The 17,722-nt window shown below is 62.9% G+C and carries 10 protein-coding genes and 1 pseudogene; 6 read left to right on the forward strand and 5 right to left on the reverse strand.

From position 1 onward, the window contains the following. Nucleotides 1-24: 24 nt before the first annotated feature. A complete protein-coding gene (locus tag UIB01_RS14395; protein WP_038661850.1) occupies nt 25-1,911 on the reverse strand; it encodes a sigma-54-dependent Fis family transcriptional regulator in 1,887 nt (628 codons plus the stop codon). A 258-nt stretch (nt 1,912-2,169) separates the two neighbouring features. Between UIB01_RS14395 and UIB01_RS14400 the strand changes: the two genes are divergently transcribed. The 3 genes from UIB01_RS14400 to UIB01_RS14410 all read left to right on the forward strand — a co-directional run bounded on the left by UIB01_RS14400 (nt 2,170) and on the right by UIB01_RS14410 (nt 8,165). Beyond that, complete coding sequence (locus UIB01_RS14400) at nt 2,170-4,050, forward strand: NAD(P)/FAD-dependent oxidoreductase (RefSeq protein WP_230585254.1); 1,881 nt, start codon at nt 2,170-2,172, stop codon at nt 4,048-4,050. 224 nt (nt 4,051-4,274) lie between these two features. Beyond that, nucleotides 4,275-5,825 (forward strand): sensor domain-containing diguanylate cyclase, encoded by a 1,551-nt coding sequence (locus UIB01_RS14405; RefSeq protein ID WP_038661853.1) that lies wholly within the window; start codon nt 4,275-4,277, stop codon nt 5,823-5,825. Between the two features lie 213 nt (nt 5,826-6,038). Continuing rightward, entirely contained in the window at nt 6,039-8,165 is a 2,127-nt protein-coding gene (locus UIB01_RS14410) for a TonB-dependent siderophore receptor (RefSeq protein WP_038661856.1), read from the forward strand. Between the two features lie 142 nt (nt 8,166-8,307). Here UIB01_RS14410 and UIB01_RS14415 read toward each other — a convergent pair whose 3' ends face one another. The 4 genes from UIB01_RS14415 to UIB01_RS14430 all read right to left on the reverse strand — a co-directional run bounded on the left by UIB01_RS14415 (nt 8,308) and on the right by UIB01_RS14430 (nt 12,406). Then, the gene (locus tag UIB01_RS14415) at nt 8,308-9,339 is read right to left on the reverse strand and encodes an AraC family transcriptional regulator (RefSeq protein ID WP_080695092.1); all 1,032 of its coding nucleotides are present in this window, start codon (nt 9,337-9,339) and stop codon (nt 8,308-8,310) included. Nucleotides 9,340-9,456: 117 nt separating this feature from the next. After that, a complete protein-coding gene (locus UIB01_RS14420) occupies nt 9,457-10,275 on the reverse strand; it encodes a hypothetical protein (RefSeq protein ID WP_038661862.1) in 819 nt (272 codons plus the stop codon). A 152-nt stretch (nt 10,276-10,427) separates the two neighbouring features. Further along, a complete protein-coding gene (locus tag UIB01_RS14425; protein WP_038661865.1) occupies nt 10,428-11,081 on the reverse strand; it encodes a DUF3313 domain-containing protein in 654 nt (217 codons plus the stop codon). A 23-nt stretch (nt 11,082-11,104) separates the two neighbouring features. After that, a complete protein-coding gene (locus UIB01_RS14430) occupies nt 11,105-12,406 on the reverse strand; it encodes an OmpP1/FadL family transporter (RefSeq protein WP_051605089.1) in 1,302 nt (433 codons plus the stop codon). Nucleotides 12,407-12,920: 514 nt separating this feature from the next. Here UIB01_RS14430 and UIB01_RS14435 point away from each other — a divergent pair. The 3 genes and pseudogenes from UIB01_RS14435 (at nt 12,921) to UIB01_RS14445 (ending at nt 17,692) form a co-directional block, all read left to right on the forward strand. After that, nucleotides 12,921-13,973 (forward strand): Lnb N-terminal periplasmic domain-containing protein, encoded by a 1,053-nt coding sequence (locus tag UIB01_RS14435; RefSeq protein ID WP_051605090.1) that lies wholly within the window; start codon nt 12,921-12,923, stop codon nt 13,971-13,973. A gap of 44 nt (nt 13,974-14,017) precedes the next feature. After that, nucleotides 14,018-16,258: a patatin-like phospholipase family protein gene (locus UIB01_RS14440; protein ID WP_102857000.1), complete on the forward strand. Its 2,241-nt coding sequence runs from the start codon at nt 14,018-14,020 to the stop codon at nt 16,256-16,258. A 262-nt stretch (nt 16,259-16,520) separates the two neighbouring features. Then, nucleotides 16,521-17,692, forward strand: a pseudogene (locus UIB01_RS14445) (DUF2252 domain-containing protein). Nucleotides 17,693-17,722 lie beyond the last annotated feature (30 nt).

The raw sequence follows: 17,722 nt of genomic DNA on the forward strand, positions 1-17,722 counted from the left end.
TCGGCGGGCGTTTGCGCCCGCCGTTCAGTTGCGCGAGATGCCGTGCTTGCGCAGCTTGCGATAGAGCGTATTGCGACTGATCCCCAGCTGTTCGGCGACCCGACTGACCTGCCAGTGCCGCTCGCGCAGCACAGTGAGCAAGGCCTCGCGCTCGGCCGACTGCAACGGGTCACGCGGTGACTCGACCTCGCCCATGTCGGCCGGCAGCACGGCAAGCACTTCGTCCAGCCCAATGCGACCTTGCTCGCTCAGCGCTACCAGCGTGCGCAGCAGATTGCGCAGCTGCCGCACATTGCCCGGCCAGCTGTAGCGCAGCAAGGCTTGCCGCGCGGCCGGCTCGAGGCAGATCGCCTCGCCTTGCGCTTCTTCCGCCAGCAGATGATCGAGCAACGCCACCTTGTCGCTGCGCTCGCGCAGTGGCGGCAGCACGACCATCAGCCCGCCGAGGCGGTAATACAGGTCTTCACGGAACGCGCCGCTGGCGACCAGCGCGCGCAGGTCGTGATGGCTGGCGCTGATCAGGCGGATGTTCAATTCGGCTGGCGCGGCAGCTCCCAGCGGCGTGACCTTGCGCTCCTCCAGCACCCGCAGCAAGCGCGTCTGCAGCGCCAGCGGCATGTCGCCGATCTCGTCGAGAAAGAGAATGCCGCCGTTGGCCTGCTCCAGCTTGCCGACCATGCCCTCGCGTCGCGCGCCGGTGAAGCTGCCGCCGCGATAGCCGAACAGTTCGCTTTCGATCAGCGTCTCGGGAATCGCCGCGCAGTTGAGCGCCACGAATGGACGGCCTGCGCGGCTGCTGGCGCGATGCAGCGCACTGGCGAAGGCCTCCTTGCCGGTGCCGGTTTCGCCTTGCAGCAGCACCGGCACGTCCCGTTCGAGCACCTTGAGCGCACGGCTGAAACCGGTGCGCATTGCCGGATCGAGCAGGCACAGTCCGGCCACATCGGCCGGCTCCTGGCGCGGTGCGGCAACCACGCGCATCTGCGGGCCGCGCAACTGGCAGAACAGCCGCTGACCATTGTGGGTATGCAGCGGCCAGCAGGCTCCGGGCTGTGGGCGGGCGCGCTCCAGCAACTGGTCGAGGCGCACATCCAGCAGGGTTTCCAGCGGCTGCCCAAGCAGCGCCTCGCGGCTGCTGGCGAGCAGATTGAGCGCGGTTTCGTTGATCGCGGTGATCCGCCCCTCGCCATCGAACGCCAGCAATCCCTCGCTGAGCAGACCGATGTATTCCGGCTGGGCATGGAAGCGCAGCAGGTAGTCGCCCTCGCAATGCTGCAGGAAGAAGCAGCTCTCGATGAGCTTGGCCGAGAGATTGGTCAGCGCCATGGTGTGAAAACGCCGCTGGCGCGACAGGTCCTCACGTGCCGACGACACGTTGAGCACGGCGAGCAGACCGCCCTCGGCATCGAACACCGGGCTCGCCGAACAGGTCAGTGCCGCGTGCCGACCGCGGAAATGCTCGTCACGCCGAATCGTCAGCGCCTGGCGCTCCAGCAGGCACAGACCGACGCCATTGGTGCCCTCGGTCGCCTCGTTCCATACCGCGCCAAGCCAAAGCCCGGCGCGCTGGAATTCCGCGCGCTCGGCCTGATCGGCCACGCTGTCGATCACCACGCCGCTGGCGTCGGTCAGCAACACCGCATGGCCGCTGCTGCCCAGCTGCTGGTGCAGGCTGTTCATCTGCCAGTGGGCGACAGCGATAACCCGATCGAGCCGCTCGCGGTGCTCGTTCAGTCGCGGACGCTCGATCACGCAGGGCGCGCGCGGGCTGGTGGGGTCGAGCTGATGCTGCTCCAGGCAACGGCGCCAGGAACGCGCAATGGCGGGATCGGCAGCCGGGCCCTGGCTGGCGGACGTGCCGTCACCGAAGCTGAGGACCTGGTGCGCGTGCTGACTGAGGCGAGAGGTCATTCTTGTTGTTCTCCGCGATGTTTCGAGGCGGTTTCGCGCTCAGCATAGGCCAATCGCCCGGCCGCCGCATGCTGTGCCACGGCTGGTACAGAGTGTCACCCCCGCCGCGCCAGGGATGGCGCAGCGCAGTCCCGACCGGCCAGTCCCGATACGACTCCAGGCCAGCCACGACGCGGTGCGCCGCTTGCTGGCCCGCCGCTTGCTCTGCTGCAAAGCACGGTATCCCCGTGAATAACAACAATGACCAGGAGAACCACCATGCGTCCCAGCAACGACGTTCCCTTCGATCTGAAAACCGATAACGGCAGCGACCTCGGCGGCGACAGCCAGGCCAGCGTCACCCGCACACCTACCGAACAACTGGCCGCCTGGGTCGAACGCCTCGGCCAGCGACTGGCGCAGCGCGACATCGACGGCACACTTGAGCTGTTCGCCGACGACTGCCACTGGCGTGACCTGGTGCTATTCAGCTGGAACCTAGTCACCCTCGAAGGCAAGGCCGACATTCGCGACCTGCTGGAAAGCCGCCTGCAAGCCACCCAGCCGGACAACTGGAAGCTCGAAGGTGAGGCGAGCCTGGCCGACGGCGTGCTCGAAGGCTGGATCAGCCTGGAAACCGATGTCGCCCGCGGCAAGGGTTATGTGCGGCTGAAGGACGGCCTGTGCTGGACGCTGCTGACCACCATGCGTGAACTCAAGGGGCACGAGGAACCGCTCGGACGCCGTCGCCCACTGGGCGCCGAACACGGCCACGGCCTGGCCGACAAGCGCAACTGGCTGGAAAAGCGCCGCGATGAAGAAGCCGCGCTGGGCATCACCGAAGAGCCCTACTGCCTGGTCATCGGCGGCGGCCAAGGCGGCCTCGGCCTCGGCGCACGGCTCAAGCGCCTCGGCGTGCCGACGCTGATCGTCGACAAGGCCGAGCGCCCCGGCGATCAGTGGCGCGGGCGCTACAAGTCGCTGTGCCTGCACGACCCGGTCTGGTACGACCACATGCCCTACCTGCCCTTCCCCGAGCATTGGCCGGTCTTCACCCCCAAGGACCAGATCGGCGACTGGCTTGAGATGTACGCCAAAGTCATGGAGCTGAACTACTGGGCGAAAACCGAATGTGTGAAGGCGAGCTTCGACGAGGTGGAAGGCCGCTGGACAGTCGAAGTGCTGCGCGACGGCAAACCGATGACCCTCAAGCCCGCACAGCTGATCCTCGCCACCGGCATGTCCGGTGTGCCCAACGTGCCGGTCTATCCGGGCGCGGAAACCTTCGCCGGCCAGCAGCACCATTCCAGCCAGCATCCCGGCGGCGATGCCTGGCGTGGCAAGCGCGCGGTAGTCATCGGGGCCAACAACTCGGCCCATGACATCTGTGCGGATCTGGTGGAGAACGGCGCGGACGTCACCATGGTGCAGCGCTCCAGCACCCACATCGTGCGCTCCGACACGTTGATGGAAATGGTCTTCGGCCCGCTCTATTCGGAGGATGCAATCGAAAGCGGGCTGACCACCGACAAAGCCGACATGCTGTTCGCCTCGATTCCCTACAAGGTGCTGCCGCAGTTCCATCGCCAGGCCTTCGAGCAGGTCAAGGAACGCGACAAGGCCTTCTACGACCGCCTGGCCGCAGCGGGCTTCATGCTCGACTTCGGCGATGACGAATCCGGTCTGTTCCTCAAGTACGTGCGCCGCGGCTCTGGCTACTACATCGACGTCGGCGCCTGCGAGCTGATCGCCAACGGCACCATCAAGCTGAAGAGCGGGCCGGGCCTCGGCGTCGATCACATCGAGGCGGATGCCGTGGTACTCAATGATGGCAGCCGCCTGCCTGCCGACCTGATCGTCTACGCCACCGGCTACGGCTCCATGAATGGCTGGGCGGCACGGCTGATCTCCCAGGAAGTCGCCGACAAGGTCGGGCGCTGCTGGGGGCTCGGTTCCGGCACCACCAAGGATCCGGGCCCGTACGAAGGCGAGCTGCGCAACATGTGGAAGCCCACCCAGCAGCAGAACCTCTGGTTCCACGGCGGTAACCTGCACCAGTCACGGCACTACTCGCTTTACCTGGCACTGCAACTGAAAGCGCGTTTCGAGGGGCTGGATACCTCGGTCTACAAGCTCGCACCGAGCTATCACCAGGGCTGAGACCTCGCCCGCCGAACACAACAGGCCCGCATTTGCGGGCCTGTTTGTGCAAGCCGCCAAACCTGCCGGATCCGCACGCACCAGCCCAAGAGGCGCGCATTGCAGCCAGCGCGTCCAAGCGACAGCCATGTATGATTCGATCAGCAGCGCCTGGCTCGCACGGTCGACTGGCATTTTTTAGTCGGTCGATGCCACGCATGCTTTTCGGAATACCGGACGCGTTCATGTACAAGCTGGACCTACAGAAACTCACGCTGCTGCTGGCTTTGCTTGCCGGCTTTCTGACGTTCGGCAACAGTTTCTTCGCCGGCTATTTCACTCAGCGCGATCAGCTGTTCGAGCAGACCCTCGAGGCTAACCGTGCCTACGCACAGAAACTGGCCGACATCACCGATCGGTTCTTCCTCAACAGCCGCCGAGAGCTGGCCTACGCGGCGGAATCGCTGTCGACGCGTTTCGACGACAAGGCCTGGCGCGACGCTGAAACCGCGCGCCTGAAGCTCAAGGGCGACCAATTCAGCAGAGCCGTCATTGTCAGCGCCAACGGCCAGATCGTTTCGGCCTCACCGGAAAGCGCTTCGCTGGTCGGCATCAAGGTCAACAGCGCGGGCGCAACAAAAGCGCTGTCGCTGCGCGTGCCACTGATAACCGACCCCTACGTGGCCACAGATGGCACTTACCTATTGGCGGTGTCTCACCCGATCTTCGCACCGGACGGCAGCTACCTCGGCTTCATCAGCGCCTCGCTGTTCCTGCGCGACCGTAACGTGCTGCATGAACTGCTTGGCGTGCACTATTACCGCGACGGCTCGTACCTGTACGTCGTCGATACCCAGGGCAATCTGATCTTCCATGAGGAGGGGCAGCGGGTCGGCCAGAACGTATCGCGCAACGCCGTGGTACAGGAGGTACTGCTGGGCCACGAAGGCAGTCAGCGCGTCATCAACACGCAGGGTGTGGACATGCTCGCCGGCTACGCGCCCGTGAAGAGCACCGGCTGGGGCATCGTCGCCCAGCGCCCCACCGCGGCCATCACAGCGAAGCTCGCAGAACTGGCACGCACGACCCTGCTCAACGCCGTGCCCTTCGCGCTGTTCTCGCTCGCGGTGTTCTGGTGGCTGTCCAGGCTCATTTCCGCACCGATCCGCGCCCTGGCCGATACCGCCGAACACTGGGGCGCAGCGGAGGCGGCAAGCCGGATATCAACCGTCAACTCCTGGTACTTCGAGGTCTCGCGATTGAAGGTCGCGATGCTCGCTGGCGTTTCCCTGCTGCAGCAGAAGATGGTCGCGCTGGAAGCGGCGTCCATGACCGATCCACTGACCGGCCTGCGCAACCGTCGGGGCATGGAGTTCGCGCTCAAGCAATTCGACCTGCTCGATCAGCACTACGCGGCGATGACGCTGGATATCGATCACTTCAAACAGGTCAACGACCAGCACGGCCATGACGTGGGCGACGCGGTGCTGCGTTTTCTTGCCGAGATCATGAAGGAGTGCTCGCGCCCCGGCGACGTGCTGTGCCGCATGGGTGGCGAAGAATTCCTCATGGTGCTTCCCGAGACCGATGCGTACGGCGCCAGCACTGCCGCAGAACGTCTGCTCGCCCGCCTGCGGCAGACCGCAAGCCCCACTGGCGCACCGATAACAGCCTCCATCGGCATCGCCTGCAGCGGCAGCTTCAAAACCCGCGATGCGACCTTCAAGGCCGCCGATGAAGCGCTTTATGAGGCGAAAAGAGCCGGCCGCGACCGCATCGTCGTTGCCTCCACCTGAGCGCTTAGCAGAGCCCGAGCCTCGTCGCTGCCTAGGCCGTGCGGGCTGCGGGAAGAGCTGTGTGCGTGCCGCCGCGCGGTCAATCTGGCCTGCGCCCGCTACGCCCACCCAACCTGCCTTACAGCGCGGAAGTTGAGATCGCCTTCTATTTGATAATAGTTTTCGTTGAGATTAGGATGCCCGCCCTCGCTCCCTTCCCTCAAGGATCATTCGATGCGGCGCCTTCTCCTCCCGATGCTCGCGGTTCCCGCCATAGCCTGTCATATCACCGCTTCTGCCAGCGACGAATCGACAACCCCACTGGCGCTGGAGGAGATGCAAGTCACCGCATCGGCCGAGCGCGCCGACGGGCCTGTGCAGGGCTATCGGGCAACTCGCTCGGCGAGCGCCACCCGCACCGACACTGCGATTCATGAAACCCCACAATCGATCAGCGTCGTGCCGGCGCAGGTGGTCGAAGACATTGGCGCAACGCGCCTGGAAGACGCGCTCGATTACGCCGGCGGCGTGGAGCGCGGCAATAACTTCGGCGGCCAGGGACTGACCGAATTTCTGGTGCGTGGCTTCAGCACTCAAGAGTTCTACCGTAACGGCTTTGCGGTAAACCGTGGCTATCCCAACATGCCCGACGCCAGCACGCTGGAACGTATCGAGGTGCTGCGCGGCCCGGCATCGATGCTCTACGGGCGCGGCGATCCGGGCGGCACCTTCAACATCGTCAGCAAGCAGCCGCAGGCGGAGCGCCGCACGGTGCTCGGCAGCCAGGTGAATACGGATGGGTTGCGCCGCGGCACTCTGGACACCACCGGAGCACTGGATGACAGCGCAGCATTCACCTATCGCTTCAATCTGGTCGCCGAAGGCAGCGACAGTTTCCGCGATCATGTCGAAAGCGAGCGCTACAACATCGCACCAGTGCTGCGCTGGCAGCTCAGTGACGACACCGCGCTGATCCTCGAAGGCGACTACATGCACAACCGTCATCCCTTGGACCGCGGCCTGACCCGTTATCAGAATCAGGCAGGCGACCTGCCGCGCGATCGCTTCCTCGGTGAAGAGAGTGCCGGCAAGCTGACCAACCAGAACGCCACCACGCAACTGCGCCTGGAACACCAACTGGACGGTCAATGGATGCTGCGCGGCGGCGTCCAGTACCTGGACGGTAGCCTGGACGGCGGCGCGGTGGAGAACAACGGCCTGGCCGCCGACGGCCGCACGGTCGGCCGCAACTACAGCGAGCGCTGGCTGAACTGGAACGACCTGGCGGTGCAGGCCAATCTGGAAGGTCACTTCGATGCCGCGGGTCTGGCCCACACGCTGCTGCTCGGCGTGGAGTTCGATGAATACAACTACGACTCCCAGATCGATCGCTCGGGCGGTGCGACCAGCGACTTCCCGCTCGACCTCTATGATCCGATCTACGGCCAGCCGCTACCGGCGCTGACCCGCACCACCACCTACGATGACGAGAATCTGAAGTCCTACGCGTTCTTCCTGCAGGACCAGATCGCCCTCACCGAGCGCCTGACAGCGCAGGTCGGTGCGCGCCTGGAACGTTTCGAGCAACGCTACGACAACAAGCTCACTCCCGCCGGCAGCTGGGACCAGGCGCACAACGCCGTATCCCCGCGTTTCGGCCTGATCTACGACCTGACCGACGCGCTGGCCGTCTATGCCAACACCTCGCGCTCGTTCAAGCCCAACCGAGGCGCCGACCGCAGCAGCCAGGCGTTCGATCCGGAAAAAGGCATCGCTCACGAAGTCGGCATCAAGTACGACCTGCCGGAACATGACCTGAGCGTGACCGCCGCGCTGTTCCACATCACCAAGGAAAACGTGCTGACCAGCGACCCGCTCGACAGCAATTACCAGGTCGCCGCCGGCGAAGCGCGCAGCCGCGGCTTCGATATCAGCGTGGCCGGCAACATCACCCCGCAATGGCGCGTGATCGGCGGCTACGCCTATGTAGACGCCGAGGTCACCGAAAGCTCGAGCGTGTCGATGCCGGTTGGCACGCGCCTGGCCAACGTGCCGCGCCACAGCTTCAACCTGCTGGACACCTATGAGTTCGCCGAAGGTCCGCTGGCCGGGCTCGGCGTCGGCATGGGCGTCAAATACGTCGGCAACCGCAAGGGCAGCGCCTCGAACAGCGCGTTCGACATGGATGCCTACACCACCGTCGACCTTCTCGCCTATTACCCGCTGACCGAACGGGTTCGCCTGAACCTGAACCTCAACAACCTGTTCGACGAAGAGTACGAAGAGCGCGCCTGGGGCAATATCTGGGCCTACCCGGGCGCACCCCGCACCCTGCAAGCGGGTATAGCGATCACGCTGTAACGGAAAAGGGGCGCAGCCCGTGTGGCTGCGCAGGCCCTTCCCTGACGATTTGCGTCACGCCATCAATCACAGCAGCGACCATCGGATGCGTAGGTGAAGCTCATCCGCGTCTTCACCACGGATGGTACAAAGCAGCAGGCAATCACGAGCATCGTGCCTTTCGCCACTGCTCGGGGGTGACACCTGACCAGCGTCGGAACGCTCGGGTAAAAGAGCTGGCATCGGTGTAGGACAGCGCCGCGGCGATATCCTTGAGCGGCATGTCGGTTTCCCGTATCAGCTTGCGGCTGACCACATAGCGAGCGTTGTCGAGAATATCGAAATAGGAGACGCCGGACTGTTCCAGCCGGCGGTTCATGGTTCGAACGCTGATCCCCAGAGCCGAAGCGAACCGTGGCTGGTTGCAGTCACCGCGGGCAACCAGGCTGTAGGCTGTTCGCCGTGCCCTCTCCAGCCAATCAAGCGCACTCATTTCAAGCGTATTCATTTCCAGAAAGGTAATGGAGCTAGCATTCATCGCAGCGTTTGGCGCCAGGAGCAGTGCAGCTGGAAACTGCAATTCGGCATGCGCGGTGTTGAAGTAGCAGGGAGCCCCAAAGAATCGTGCATATGTCTGCGGGTTCTTCGGTGGACGATGGGAAAAATAGACTGCGGTGGGCGTCCACCCGGCATGCGATAGGCTGCGCATGATGTTGAGTGCGATGGCCATTACGCCTTCGTGAAAATGCCGAAACCCTCTGAAGTTGCTTTCCATGGAACAGAACTCCAGGTAGGCGTCCTCCTTATCCTGGCGCAGTAGTGCCAATCCGGTACGGTTGGTTATGTGGTGGAATTGAACAAGCGTGGCGAGTGCGTCGCCAATGGTGGGCTGTTTTGCCATCAGGTTCGCGATAAGCCCCAGCTGATCCAGCCCGCCGAGGCTACCGAGCAGCAGGCCAAAGTGCTCGCAACCGGTTTCCCTGGCCGAGTGCGCCAGCAGCTCTCCGGCCAGGCTCAGCGGCAGCACCGCTGCCGAATCCTGTAGCAGCGCCTCGCTCAGATTGAGCATGCGAAAAACCGATTCGGGATTGCCGCCTAGCTTGCGAATGAGCTGGGATACCGGCTGGAAGTGAATGGCCTGGACGTGCCCTGCCGGTAGCACGCTACAAGACTTTTCAGAAGTGTTGGGCGTCATCTGCAGTTGCTACCATTCCGTGTACTGAAGGAGTTGCTTACCCTGGCCATGGCTTTAAACCATGGCATAAAAATAAATAGCACATTCCGTATCGGCTAACGGCGGCGCCCACGACCGTTATTTGCGGAAAACCAGAGTGTAGGTCAGTCGCCAGCCCCACCCCCCGACACCCGCTTCCGGCGACTCTGCCCAATAGCGCGTCCCCAGCTGTATCGACATCGGCTGCTCGCCGACCTTGAACAGCTGCGTGGCCATCAGATTGATGGGAACCGACCACTCCTTCGTCTCCCAGTCATAGGTGGACTCACTGTTCAGAGAGAAGGTCGTGAGCGTGGCGGTGGTGTAACCCAGTATCGGCTGCAGAAAAGTGGCGCTGACATCCTCGCGCTGGCCGTCGCCAGCAAAGGACCAGAGATGGTTGGCCAGAACGCCATAGGTCCAGCCATTTTCCTGCTTGAGGATCACGGCGGTGGGGCCGGCAGACCATTTCTCACCGCCCAGCAGCTCGTCGCTGGCCGTGGGCAGCAGCAGCGCCGGTCCGGCGCCCCAGATCCAGCCGCCCGCCGTAGGGGCCTTGGGCGAGAAGAACAGGCTTTGCAGCACATCGCCGATGCCACTCCTGTCGGTTCCGCGTGGAATATCGTTCTGCTGGATGACTGGCAGGATGGTGCGGGAAATGATGTTCCAGTCGGCGTTGAGATCGATGGGCACCACCGGCTGGATGTTGAGCACATCACGCTCGCCCGCGTCGGTCTTGCCGATATTCTCATCGTGGTTGAGCTGGAGGGGCACGCTGACCATCGCGGCGATCGGGTTGTTCAGCTTCTTGGCGATTTCCGCCTGGCTGTCCTCGGCCAATGCCTCCATGCCCCCACTGCAAGCAAGGAGCATCGTCAGGGTGAGCAAGGAAGGCCGGTGGATTCTGCGGTTGGTCATCCTGATTGCTCTCCAGTACAGAGGGTTCCTGCAGCATCCGCCGCCTGCCAATGGCGTAACCCAGCCGAAGGATGAACCCGAGTCATCACGCGCCCTGGCTCCAGGCCTTGCCCATGCAGGCAAGCCGCTCCACCCGATGGGCTACAGGCTGCTCAGGGGAAGCGCAGGATGTCCTGGGTCATGTCGTCAATGACGCTTTTCAGATCGTCGAGGGTGATGACCTGTTTTTCGTTCTCCAGCGTCTTGCCCAAGCCCTTACGGGCCACGCGAAGCACCGGCTTGCCGGTAGCCGTGTCGATAAGCTCGGCTTCCAGGTACAGCTCGGTGTTCTGGTCGCGCTGGCCGGCCGCAGTCAAGGCACCCGCGGCGATCATGGCGAACGGGACGACTTCGTAGGGCTTGAGGCCCTGGTTACTGGCATCCAGCGCTGTGATGGCTCCGCGAAAAGACAGCGTACGCGGTCCCGGGACACTGACCAGGCGCAGACGCTGCGCCAACGAACTACTGACGCGGCGGTTGGTGTATTCGAGCAGATCCTGCAGGGTCTGCTGGCTAACGCGCTCACTGGGGCTCGGCTGAGGGTAGAAACCAATCGGGTTGTAGATCAGGTTGTCGTAGTCGCTGATCTTGACGCGGGGATCTGTCCAGCGCAGTACCGTACTGCCGCTCGGCGTGCGGGTTTCGGCGAGTCCCTCGTAGCTGCTCAGAAATCCTGAATACTGGTTGGCGCTGGTGATCTTGCTGGCGCAGCCGCTTAGCAGCAGCGAAACCAGCGCACCGCCAAGCACGAGCATGAATATCTTCATGGTGTATCCCCTTGTTTAGCTGGTCAGAAACGCCAGGTCATGCTGCCGCTGAAGGCGTGCATCAATGAATTGTCGAATGAGCCGGACACTGTTTTCGGATCGTCGAGCGGCAGGCGCTTGGACTGACTGACCTCCATGTCGCCCATCCAGGCCAGCGCATAGCTAAGGTTCAGCTCGCTGTTGCGATCCAGTGCGTAGGTGACCCCCGTCGCGAAGCGCCAGGTTTCCCCGATAGGCATGCTCAGTGTCCGATCGCGGTCGCTGACCGGCGAGCTGTCGTAAGCCACCCCGGCACTCCACAGAAGCTTTGGAGACATACGGTACTGAGTGCCCAGCGATAGATGCCAGGTGTCGTCATAGTTGGCGTCGAGGGTGGTATCGACTGGGTCGCCGCTATCGAGCTGGATGCCGACCTCACCGAAGTTCGACCAGTCCTGCCAGCCGACACTGGCCAGGATCGCCCACGTCGGGTCGAGCTGGTGGTACAGACTCAGGGTCAGGGTCTGCGGCACTTCCATGCTGATCTGGGTCGTGGCACCGAGGATGCCACGCGAGGCCAGTGCGTCGGCCACGCCCGGACGCAACCCCTCGGGATCGAAGCGGTCCTTGAACTCAAGGTCTATCGCGCTGGTATAGCTCAGGCCGATACGGGTGCCTTCCTGAGGCTGATAGATCAGCCCCAGGCTGGTGCCATAGCCGATGTCATCATCCTCGTAGGTCATCTCGCCATCGGGGACACTGAGATAGCCTGCCGGATTGTTGTCCACCGCCAGCTCGCTGTTCATGAGGGCGTACATGACTCGCAGCCCGGCGCCCACCGACCAGTTATCGTTGATGCGGTAGGCCACTGAGGGCATGAAGGTGATGCCCATCAGCGTAGCGTTCTGCATGTAATAGCGGCCTGACCAGCCATCGTCGTAGTCGATGCCGAGGCCGAAGTCACCGTAGGAGGCAAAGCCGACCGTCCAGCGCTCGTCGAGCTGACGACTGACGAACAGACTGCCGCCGGGCAACCAGCCAATGATATTGCCGCTGCTGCTGCCCGGAACGTTAGTGTTAGCGTCCGGCGAGAACTCCATATCGCCATACAAGAGTTGTGCACCGAGGGTGACCTGGGTCCCCTCCAGATAGCTCAGGCCGGCGACATTGCTGAGCATGGTGCCTGGATCCTGGGCACGCGCCGCGGCGCCGGCATTGGCGAGGCCGACGTTGTCTGTGCCGACTTCATAGAGAATTAACCCGCCTGCCATGGCCGGTGTATGAACGCCCAGGACAATGCAGGCCACAACCAGCGGGTGAAGCAGCCACCTATTGGGAACTTGCATGACATGAACTCCTGCTTCGACTCGGAATTAATAGCCAGACGGCCAGAGCACGCTCAACGAATGACATCAGGGCCTTGCAGTTACATTCGGCAGGCTTGCGCACCTATCGGAATCCGCTGAAATAACAACGGAGAACAGCTCAAGGCATTTTTATTCGCTATTTAAAGTAGGCGATCAGGCTTAATGACCTGAAAAGGAAACTTCCCGGTTATATTCAATTGCAGCGGGCGATTTAATTCCCTTCGGCTTACACCCCGCACTATCCCGAATATATCCCGCACTGGCGCTAACATCCTTTAAAAAGATATTAGCTACTGATTTCGAGGCAAGAACCGCGGCTTGACATTTTGCGCCACGACTCTTTTTTGGAAAGTGATATAAGTTTGTAATGCGCTATTGATTGCTTTTCGGCTACGGCAGTGCGGCTGCAATCTTTCCAGAGTCCTCGGCCTTTCTTGGCCCGAGCCTTTTGCGCGCTCAGGCTTTAAACGTGCCCAAGGAAATGACGAGACTCATGAGCAACACTCGGCTGCGCATCGCCACCTTTGCCGGTCTGCTGTTTCTCGCCCTTCTGGTCGGTGCGACGGCAGGCTGGGGTACGCTGGCCATAGGTATCAAGGGCGCCCATGACACAACGTTGCGTAATGCCCTGGCGCTGGCCTTTGCTTGTACCGGGCTGGCGGCCCTAATCGCCTTGCCTTGGCGGCGATGGCGCTGGCACGCGCTCGGCGCCTATCTTGCCGTACTGGTGCCGCTGGGCGTCTGGTGGAGCGGCATAGAGCCCGCCAACGATCGCCAATGGCAAGCCGACGTCGCGGTCCTGCCCTATGCAACCGTCAAAGGCGATCTGGTCACGGTGCACAACATCCGCAACTTCGACTATCACAGCGAAACCGACTACACGCCGGCCTGGTACGACAAGCGCTTCGACCTGCGCGAACTGCAGGGGGTCGATATGATTGCCGTTTACTGGATGGGCCCGGCGATCGCCCATGTATTCCTCAGCTTCGATTTCGGCGGTGACGACCGTCTGGCGATATCCATCGAGACGCGCAAGGAACAGGGCGAAGGCTATTCGACCCTCAGGGGCTTCTTCCGCGAGTACGAGCTCTACTACGTGGTGGCCGACGAGCGCGACGTGATTCGGCTGCGCACCAACTATCGACGCGAGCCGCCCGAACAGGTCTACATCTTCCCTCTGCAGGGCGAGGTCGACAACGCTCGCCGGGTGTTCCTCGAGTACATCAAGCGTATCAACGCGCTGCATGAACGCCCCGAGTTCTACAACACCCTGACCACCAACTGCACCACCACGATCTGGATGAATAGCCGGGTCAACCCGAATCACCTGACCTTCGACTGGAAGATTCTCGCCAGCGGCTACCTGCCGGAATACCTCTACGAGCAAGGTCGCCTAGCCGATCAAGGATTGTCGTTTACCGAGCTGCAGCAGCGTGTGCACGTCAACGCCCGCGCCCAGGCCGCCGACAAGGCAGCGGACTTTTCCAGGCGCATCCGCGAGCAGCCGGCGGGCGCCAACCTGGGTGAGCACGAAGCCTCCCGCTAGACAATACTCACTGCGGTCCCGGCCAGCAAAAGGGAGAACTGCCGATGCATCTGCGTGATCAACTCGGTCTTGCCGCGCTGTGCCTCAGCCTGGTCTCCGTGCCCGCCATGGCTGTAACGGCGCAGCCAGATGAAGCGGCTGTGGCCCACGGTCTGCTGCGGCCACGTATCTGCCTGGTCCTCTCCGGCGGCGGTGCCCGCGGCGCCGCGCACGTCGGCGTGATCAAGGTGCTCGAAGAGTACCGCGTGCCGATCGACTGCATTGCCGGCACCAGCATGGGCGCGCTGGTTGGCGCAGCCTATGCGACGGGAACCACCACGCCTGAGATGGTCACCATCCTCAAGAGCATCTCGACCGAGCTGCTGTTCCGGGAGAACCCACCCCGCCAGGAACTGGCCATGCGCCGCAAGCGGGATGACTACGGCATCCTGTTCACCCCCGAGGTCGGTATAAGCGACGGCGAGGTCAAAGTCGGAAAGGGTGTGGTTACCGGTGTGCAACTGGAAACCGTGTTGCGCCGGCTGTCCAAGATCAAGGGCCACTACCAATTTGACCGGCTGCCAATTCCCTATCGTGCGGTAGCCACCGACCTGGTTACCGGCAAAGCCGTGGTATTCAGGGAGGGCGAGCTGGCCAACGTGATGCGTGCAAGCATGTCGGTGCCCGGCGCGGTGTCTCCGGCCGATTTCGACGGGATGCTGCTGGTAGATGGGATGCTTACCCGCAACCTGCCGGTACAGACCGCGCGGGAGGAGCTCGGCGCGGACATCATCATCGCGGTCAACGTCGGCACGCCACTGCTCAAGCGCGAGGACCTCAACGGCTTCTTCGGCGTGACAGGGCAGATGCTCAGTATCCTCACCGAGCAGAACGTGCAGGTCTCGCTGGCTGCGCTGCAGCCCGACGACATCCTCATTTCACCGGAGCTGGGCGATTACTCCACCAGCGACTTCGACGACCTGCAGCAGATCGCCCCGCTGGGCGAGGCGGCGGCGCGCAAGGTCGCCGGGCGCCTCGCCGCATTGTCCCTGCCTCAGGCTGAATATGCCGCCCTGCGCAAACGTCAGCAGGTCACCGTGGTTGCTGACCTGCAGCCCGTCGACGAGATTCGTTTCGACAACCTGCAGCGGGTCAATCCACGGACTGTAAAGGCAGACATGGAAACCCAGCCAGGCCAGCCCATCGAGCAGGAAGCCCTCGACCGCGATATCCGCCGTATCTACGGCACCGGCGACTTCGAGCACGTCACCTACCGCTTCATCGAGGAGCCGGGCAAGCGCATCCTGGTGGTGGACGCCGTGGAGAAGGTCTGGGGGCCGGACTACCTGCGTTTCGGCCTCGGCCTATCCAGCGACTTCAGTGGCGACGCGTTCTTCAACCTCCGCGGCAGCTACCGCAGGACCTGGCTTAACGAACTCGGCGCCGAGTGGCGCACCGACGTCCAGCTCGGCCACGTTAGCGGCTTGTATACCGAGTTCTACCAGCCTCTCAGCGCCGACGGCCCTTTCTTCGTCGTGCCGCATGCCGAAGTCGAGCGGCGTACTGCCGACCTGTATCGGGACGACGATCGGGTTGCCGGCTACGAGATGACCTCCAGGCAGGCCGGCATCGATGTCGGCGCCAACCTCAAACGCTATGGCGAGCTGCGCCTGGGCATGCTCGGCGGCAGGCTCAAGCCCCAGCTGGACACCGGTCCGCAGAGCCTGTCGGTGGGCGAATCCAGCATCCACCAAGGGGCGTTTACGTCGCGGCTGATCTTAGACCAGCTCGACAGCATCCATTTCCCTCGCTCCGGCTGGCGTGCCAGCGTCAATGTATTCGACTCCACCGCCAGCCTCGGCGCGGACGACGAATACACCAAGTGGGATGCCGACGCCAATGCCGTGATCTCGTTCGGCAACCACACCTTCAACTTTGGCTTAAAGGCCGGCGACAAGCTGGGCAACGACCCGCTGCCGCGCTATGACCAGTTCCAGTGGGGCGGATTCCTCAGCGGCTCGGGCTATGCCACTGGCCAGCTGGCGGGCGAGAGTCTGCAGTTCGGCAGGGTGATGTACTACCACCGGATCCTACGCAGCAGCATCTTCGAAGGCGCCTACGCCGGCATCTCGCTGGAAGCCAGCCGCATCGGCAATCCGCTGGTGCCCGGCAACACGGAGGATTGGCTGAGATCAGCCAGTGTGTTCATGGCCGCCGACAGCCCTATCGGCCCCATGTATCTCGGCTATGGACGTGCGCAGGACGGCAACAGCAGCTTCTATTTCTACGTGGGGCGGCCGTTCTAGAAGCGACATGCACTTGGCGATGCGGCCAAGAGGAGGGACACGGATGAAAGAACCCAAGAAGGCGTCCAGCAAGAGGCCAGCAGATCCGGTATTCCTTTCCCGGGAAGAACGGATTGCGGCGGGCCGGCTAATACGCGAGCGGGTGCCACGCAGCAGCCATGCCACCTGGCCAGAGTCGGCGCGGCAACGGGACCCCATTGCCATCCTAGAGAAATCGAACGAGGACCGCCTGCCCGAACTGGTGCCGATCCGCTACGGGCGCATGCTGAGCAACCCCTTCGCCTTCCTGCGGGGCTCGGCGGCGCTGATGGCCAGCGACCTCGCCATCACCCCGAACACAGGGCTGCACGTGCAGGCCTGCGGCGACTGCCACCTTATGAATTTCGGTCTATTCGCCACGCCAGAGCGCAACCTGGTTTTCGATCTGAATGATTTCGACGAAACCTTGCCCGCACCCTGGGAGTGGGACATCAAGCGTCTGGTTACCAGCTGCGTGGTCGCAGGGCGCGACAACCGGCTTTCGGATGCCGAATCACGCGCGGCGGGCGAGGCATGTGTGCGTTCCTATCGTGAGCACCTGCGCGAATACTCGCAGATGAATCCCCTTGAGGTTTGGTACTCGCGGCTGGACGCGAACACATTGATAGACCTGGCACCCGATGAGAGGGCCCGCAAGCTGCGCGAGCGGGCGGTCGAGAAGGCGCGTTCGCGGGTCGTCGAAAACATGTTTCCCAAGATTGCGCAGCAGGTTGCCGGCCGTCATCGCCTGATCGACCAGCCGCCATTTCTCTACCACATTGGCGACCCGGATACCGAAGAGCTGTTGCGAGACGGACTGAGCCATTACCGCACCTCGCTCTCAGATGAGCGCCGCACCCTCCTCGATCGCTATCGTCTCGAGGACTTCGCTGCCAAGGTGGTAGGCATCGGTAGCGTGGGCACACGCTGCATGATCGGCCTGTTCTTCTCCGAGGAAAATCACCCGTTGATCCTGCAATTCAAGGAGGCGCGCCGCTCGGTTCTTGAGCCCTATGCAGGGAAGAGCCGGTACGAATATCAGGGGCAGCGCGTAGTGATGGGCCAGCGACTCATGCAGTCGTCCAGCGATATTTTCCTTGGCTGGCCCGCGGTCGCCACGGCTACGACTTTTTCGTGCGACAACTGCGCGATATGAAGTTCTCGCCGCCAGCCGAAGGCTTCAGCGCCACGGATCTGCGGCGCTACGCCGAACTTTGCGGCTGGACCCTGGCCCGCGCCCATGCCAAGTCGGGCGATGCCGCAACCATCAGCGGCTATCTCGGCAAGGGGGAAAACTTCGACGAGGCACTCGGCGAGTTCGCCATGGCCTATGCCGAGCAGACCGAGCGTGATCACGCCGCGCTGTTGCAGGCGGTTCGCTCGGGGCGACTGGAAGCACTCGAAGACGAATGCTGATCGCACGCACTGGCCTGCGACCGATTGATC

Origin of the sequence: Stutzerimonas decontaminans (assembly GCF_000661915.1) — a bacterium.
GTDB classification, from domain to species: domain Bacteria; phylum Pseudomonadota; class Gammaproteobacteria; order Pseudomonadales; family Pseudomonadaceae; genus Stutzerimonas; species Stutzerimonas decontaminans.

Coding starts and splice junctions, on each gene's coding strand:
- UIB01_RS14395 (WP_038661850.1), bottom strand. CDS start 1,911: ATGACCTCTCGCCTCAGTCAGCACGCGCACCAGGTCCTCAGCTTCGGT.
- UIB01_RS14400 (WP_230585254.1), top strand. CDS start 2,170: ATGCGTCCCAGCAACGACGTTCCCTTCGATCTGAAAACCGATAACGGC.
- UIB01_RS14405 (WP_038661853.1), top strand. CDS start 4,275: ATGTACAAGCTGGACCTACAGAAACTCACGCTGCTGCTGGCTTTGCTT.
- UIB01_RS14410 (WP_038661856.1), top strand. CDS start 6,039: ATGCGGCGCCTTCTCCTCCCGATGCTCGCGGTTCCCGCCATAGCCTGT.
- UIB01_RS14415 (WP_080695092.1), bottom strand. CDS start 9,339: ATGACGCCCAACACTTCTGAAAAGTCTTGTAGCGTGCTACCGGCAGGG.
- UIB01_RS14420 (WP_038661862.1), bottom strand. CDS start 10,275: ATGACCAACCGCAGAATCCACCGGCCTTCCTTGCTCACCCTGACGATG.
- UIB01_RS14425 (WP_038661865.1), bottom strand. CDS start 11,081: ATGAAGATATTCATGCTCGTGCTTGGCGGTGCGCTGGTTTCGCTGCTG.
- UIB01_RS14430 (WP_051605089.1), bottom strand. CDS start 12,406: ATGCAAGTTCCCAATAGGTGGCTGCTTCACCCGCTGGTTGTGGCCTGC.
- UIB01_RS14435 (WP_051605090.1), top strand. CDS start 12,921: ATGAGCAACACTCGGCTGCGCATCGCCACCTTTGCCGGTCTGCTGTTT.
- UIB01_RS14440 (WP_102857000.1), top strand. CDS start 14,018: ATGCATCTGCGTGATCAACTCGGTCTTGCCGCGCTGTGCCTCAGCCTG.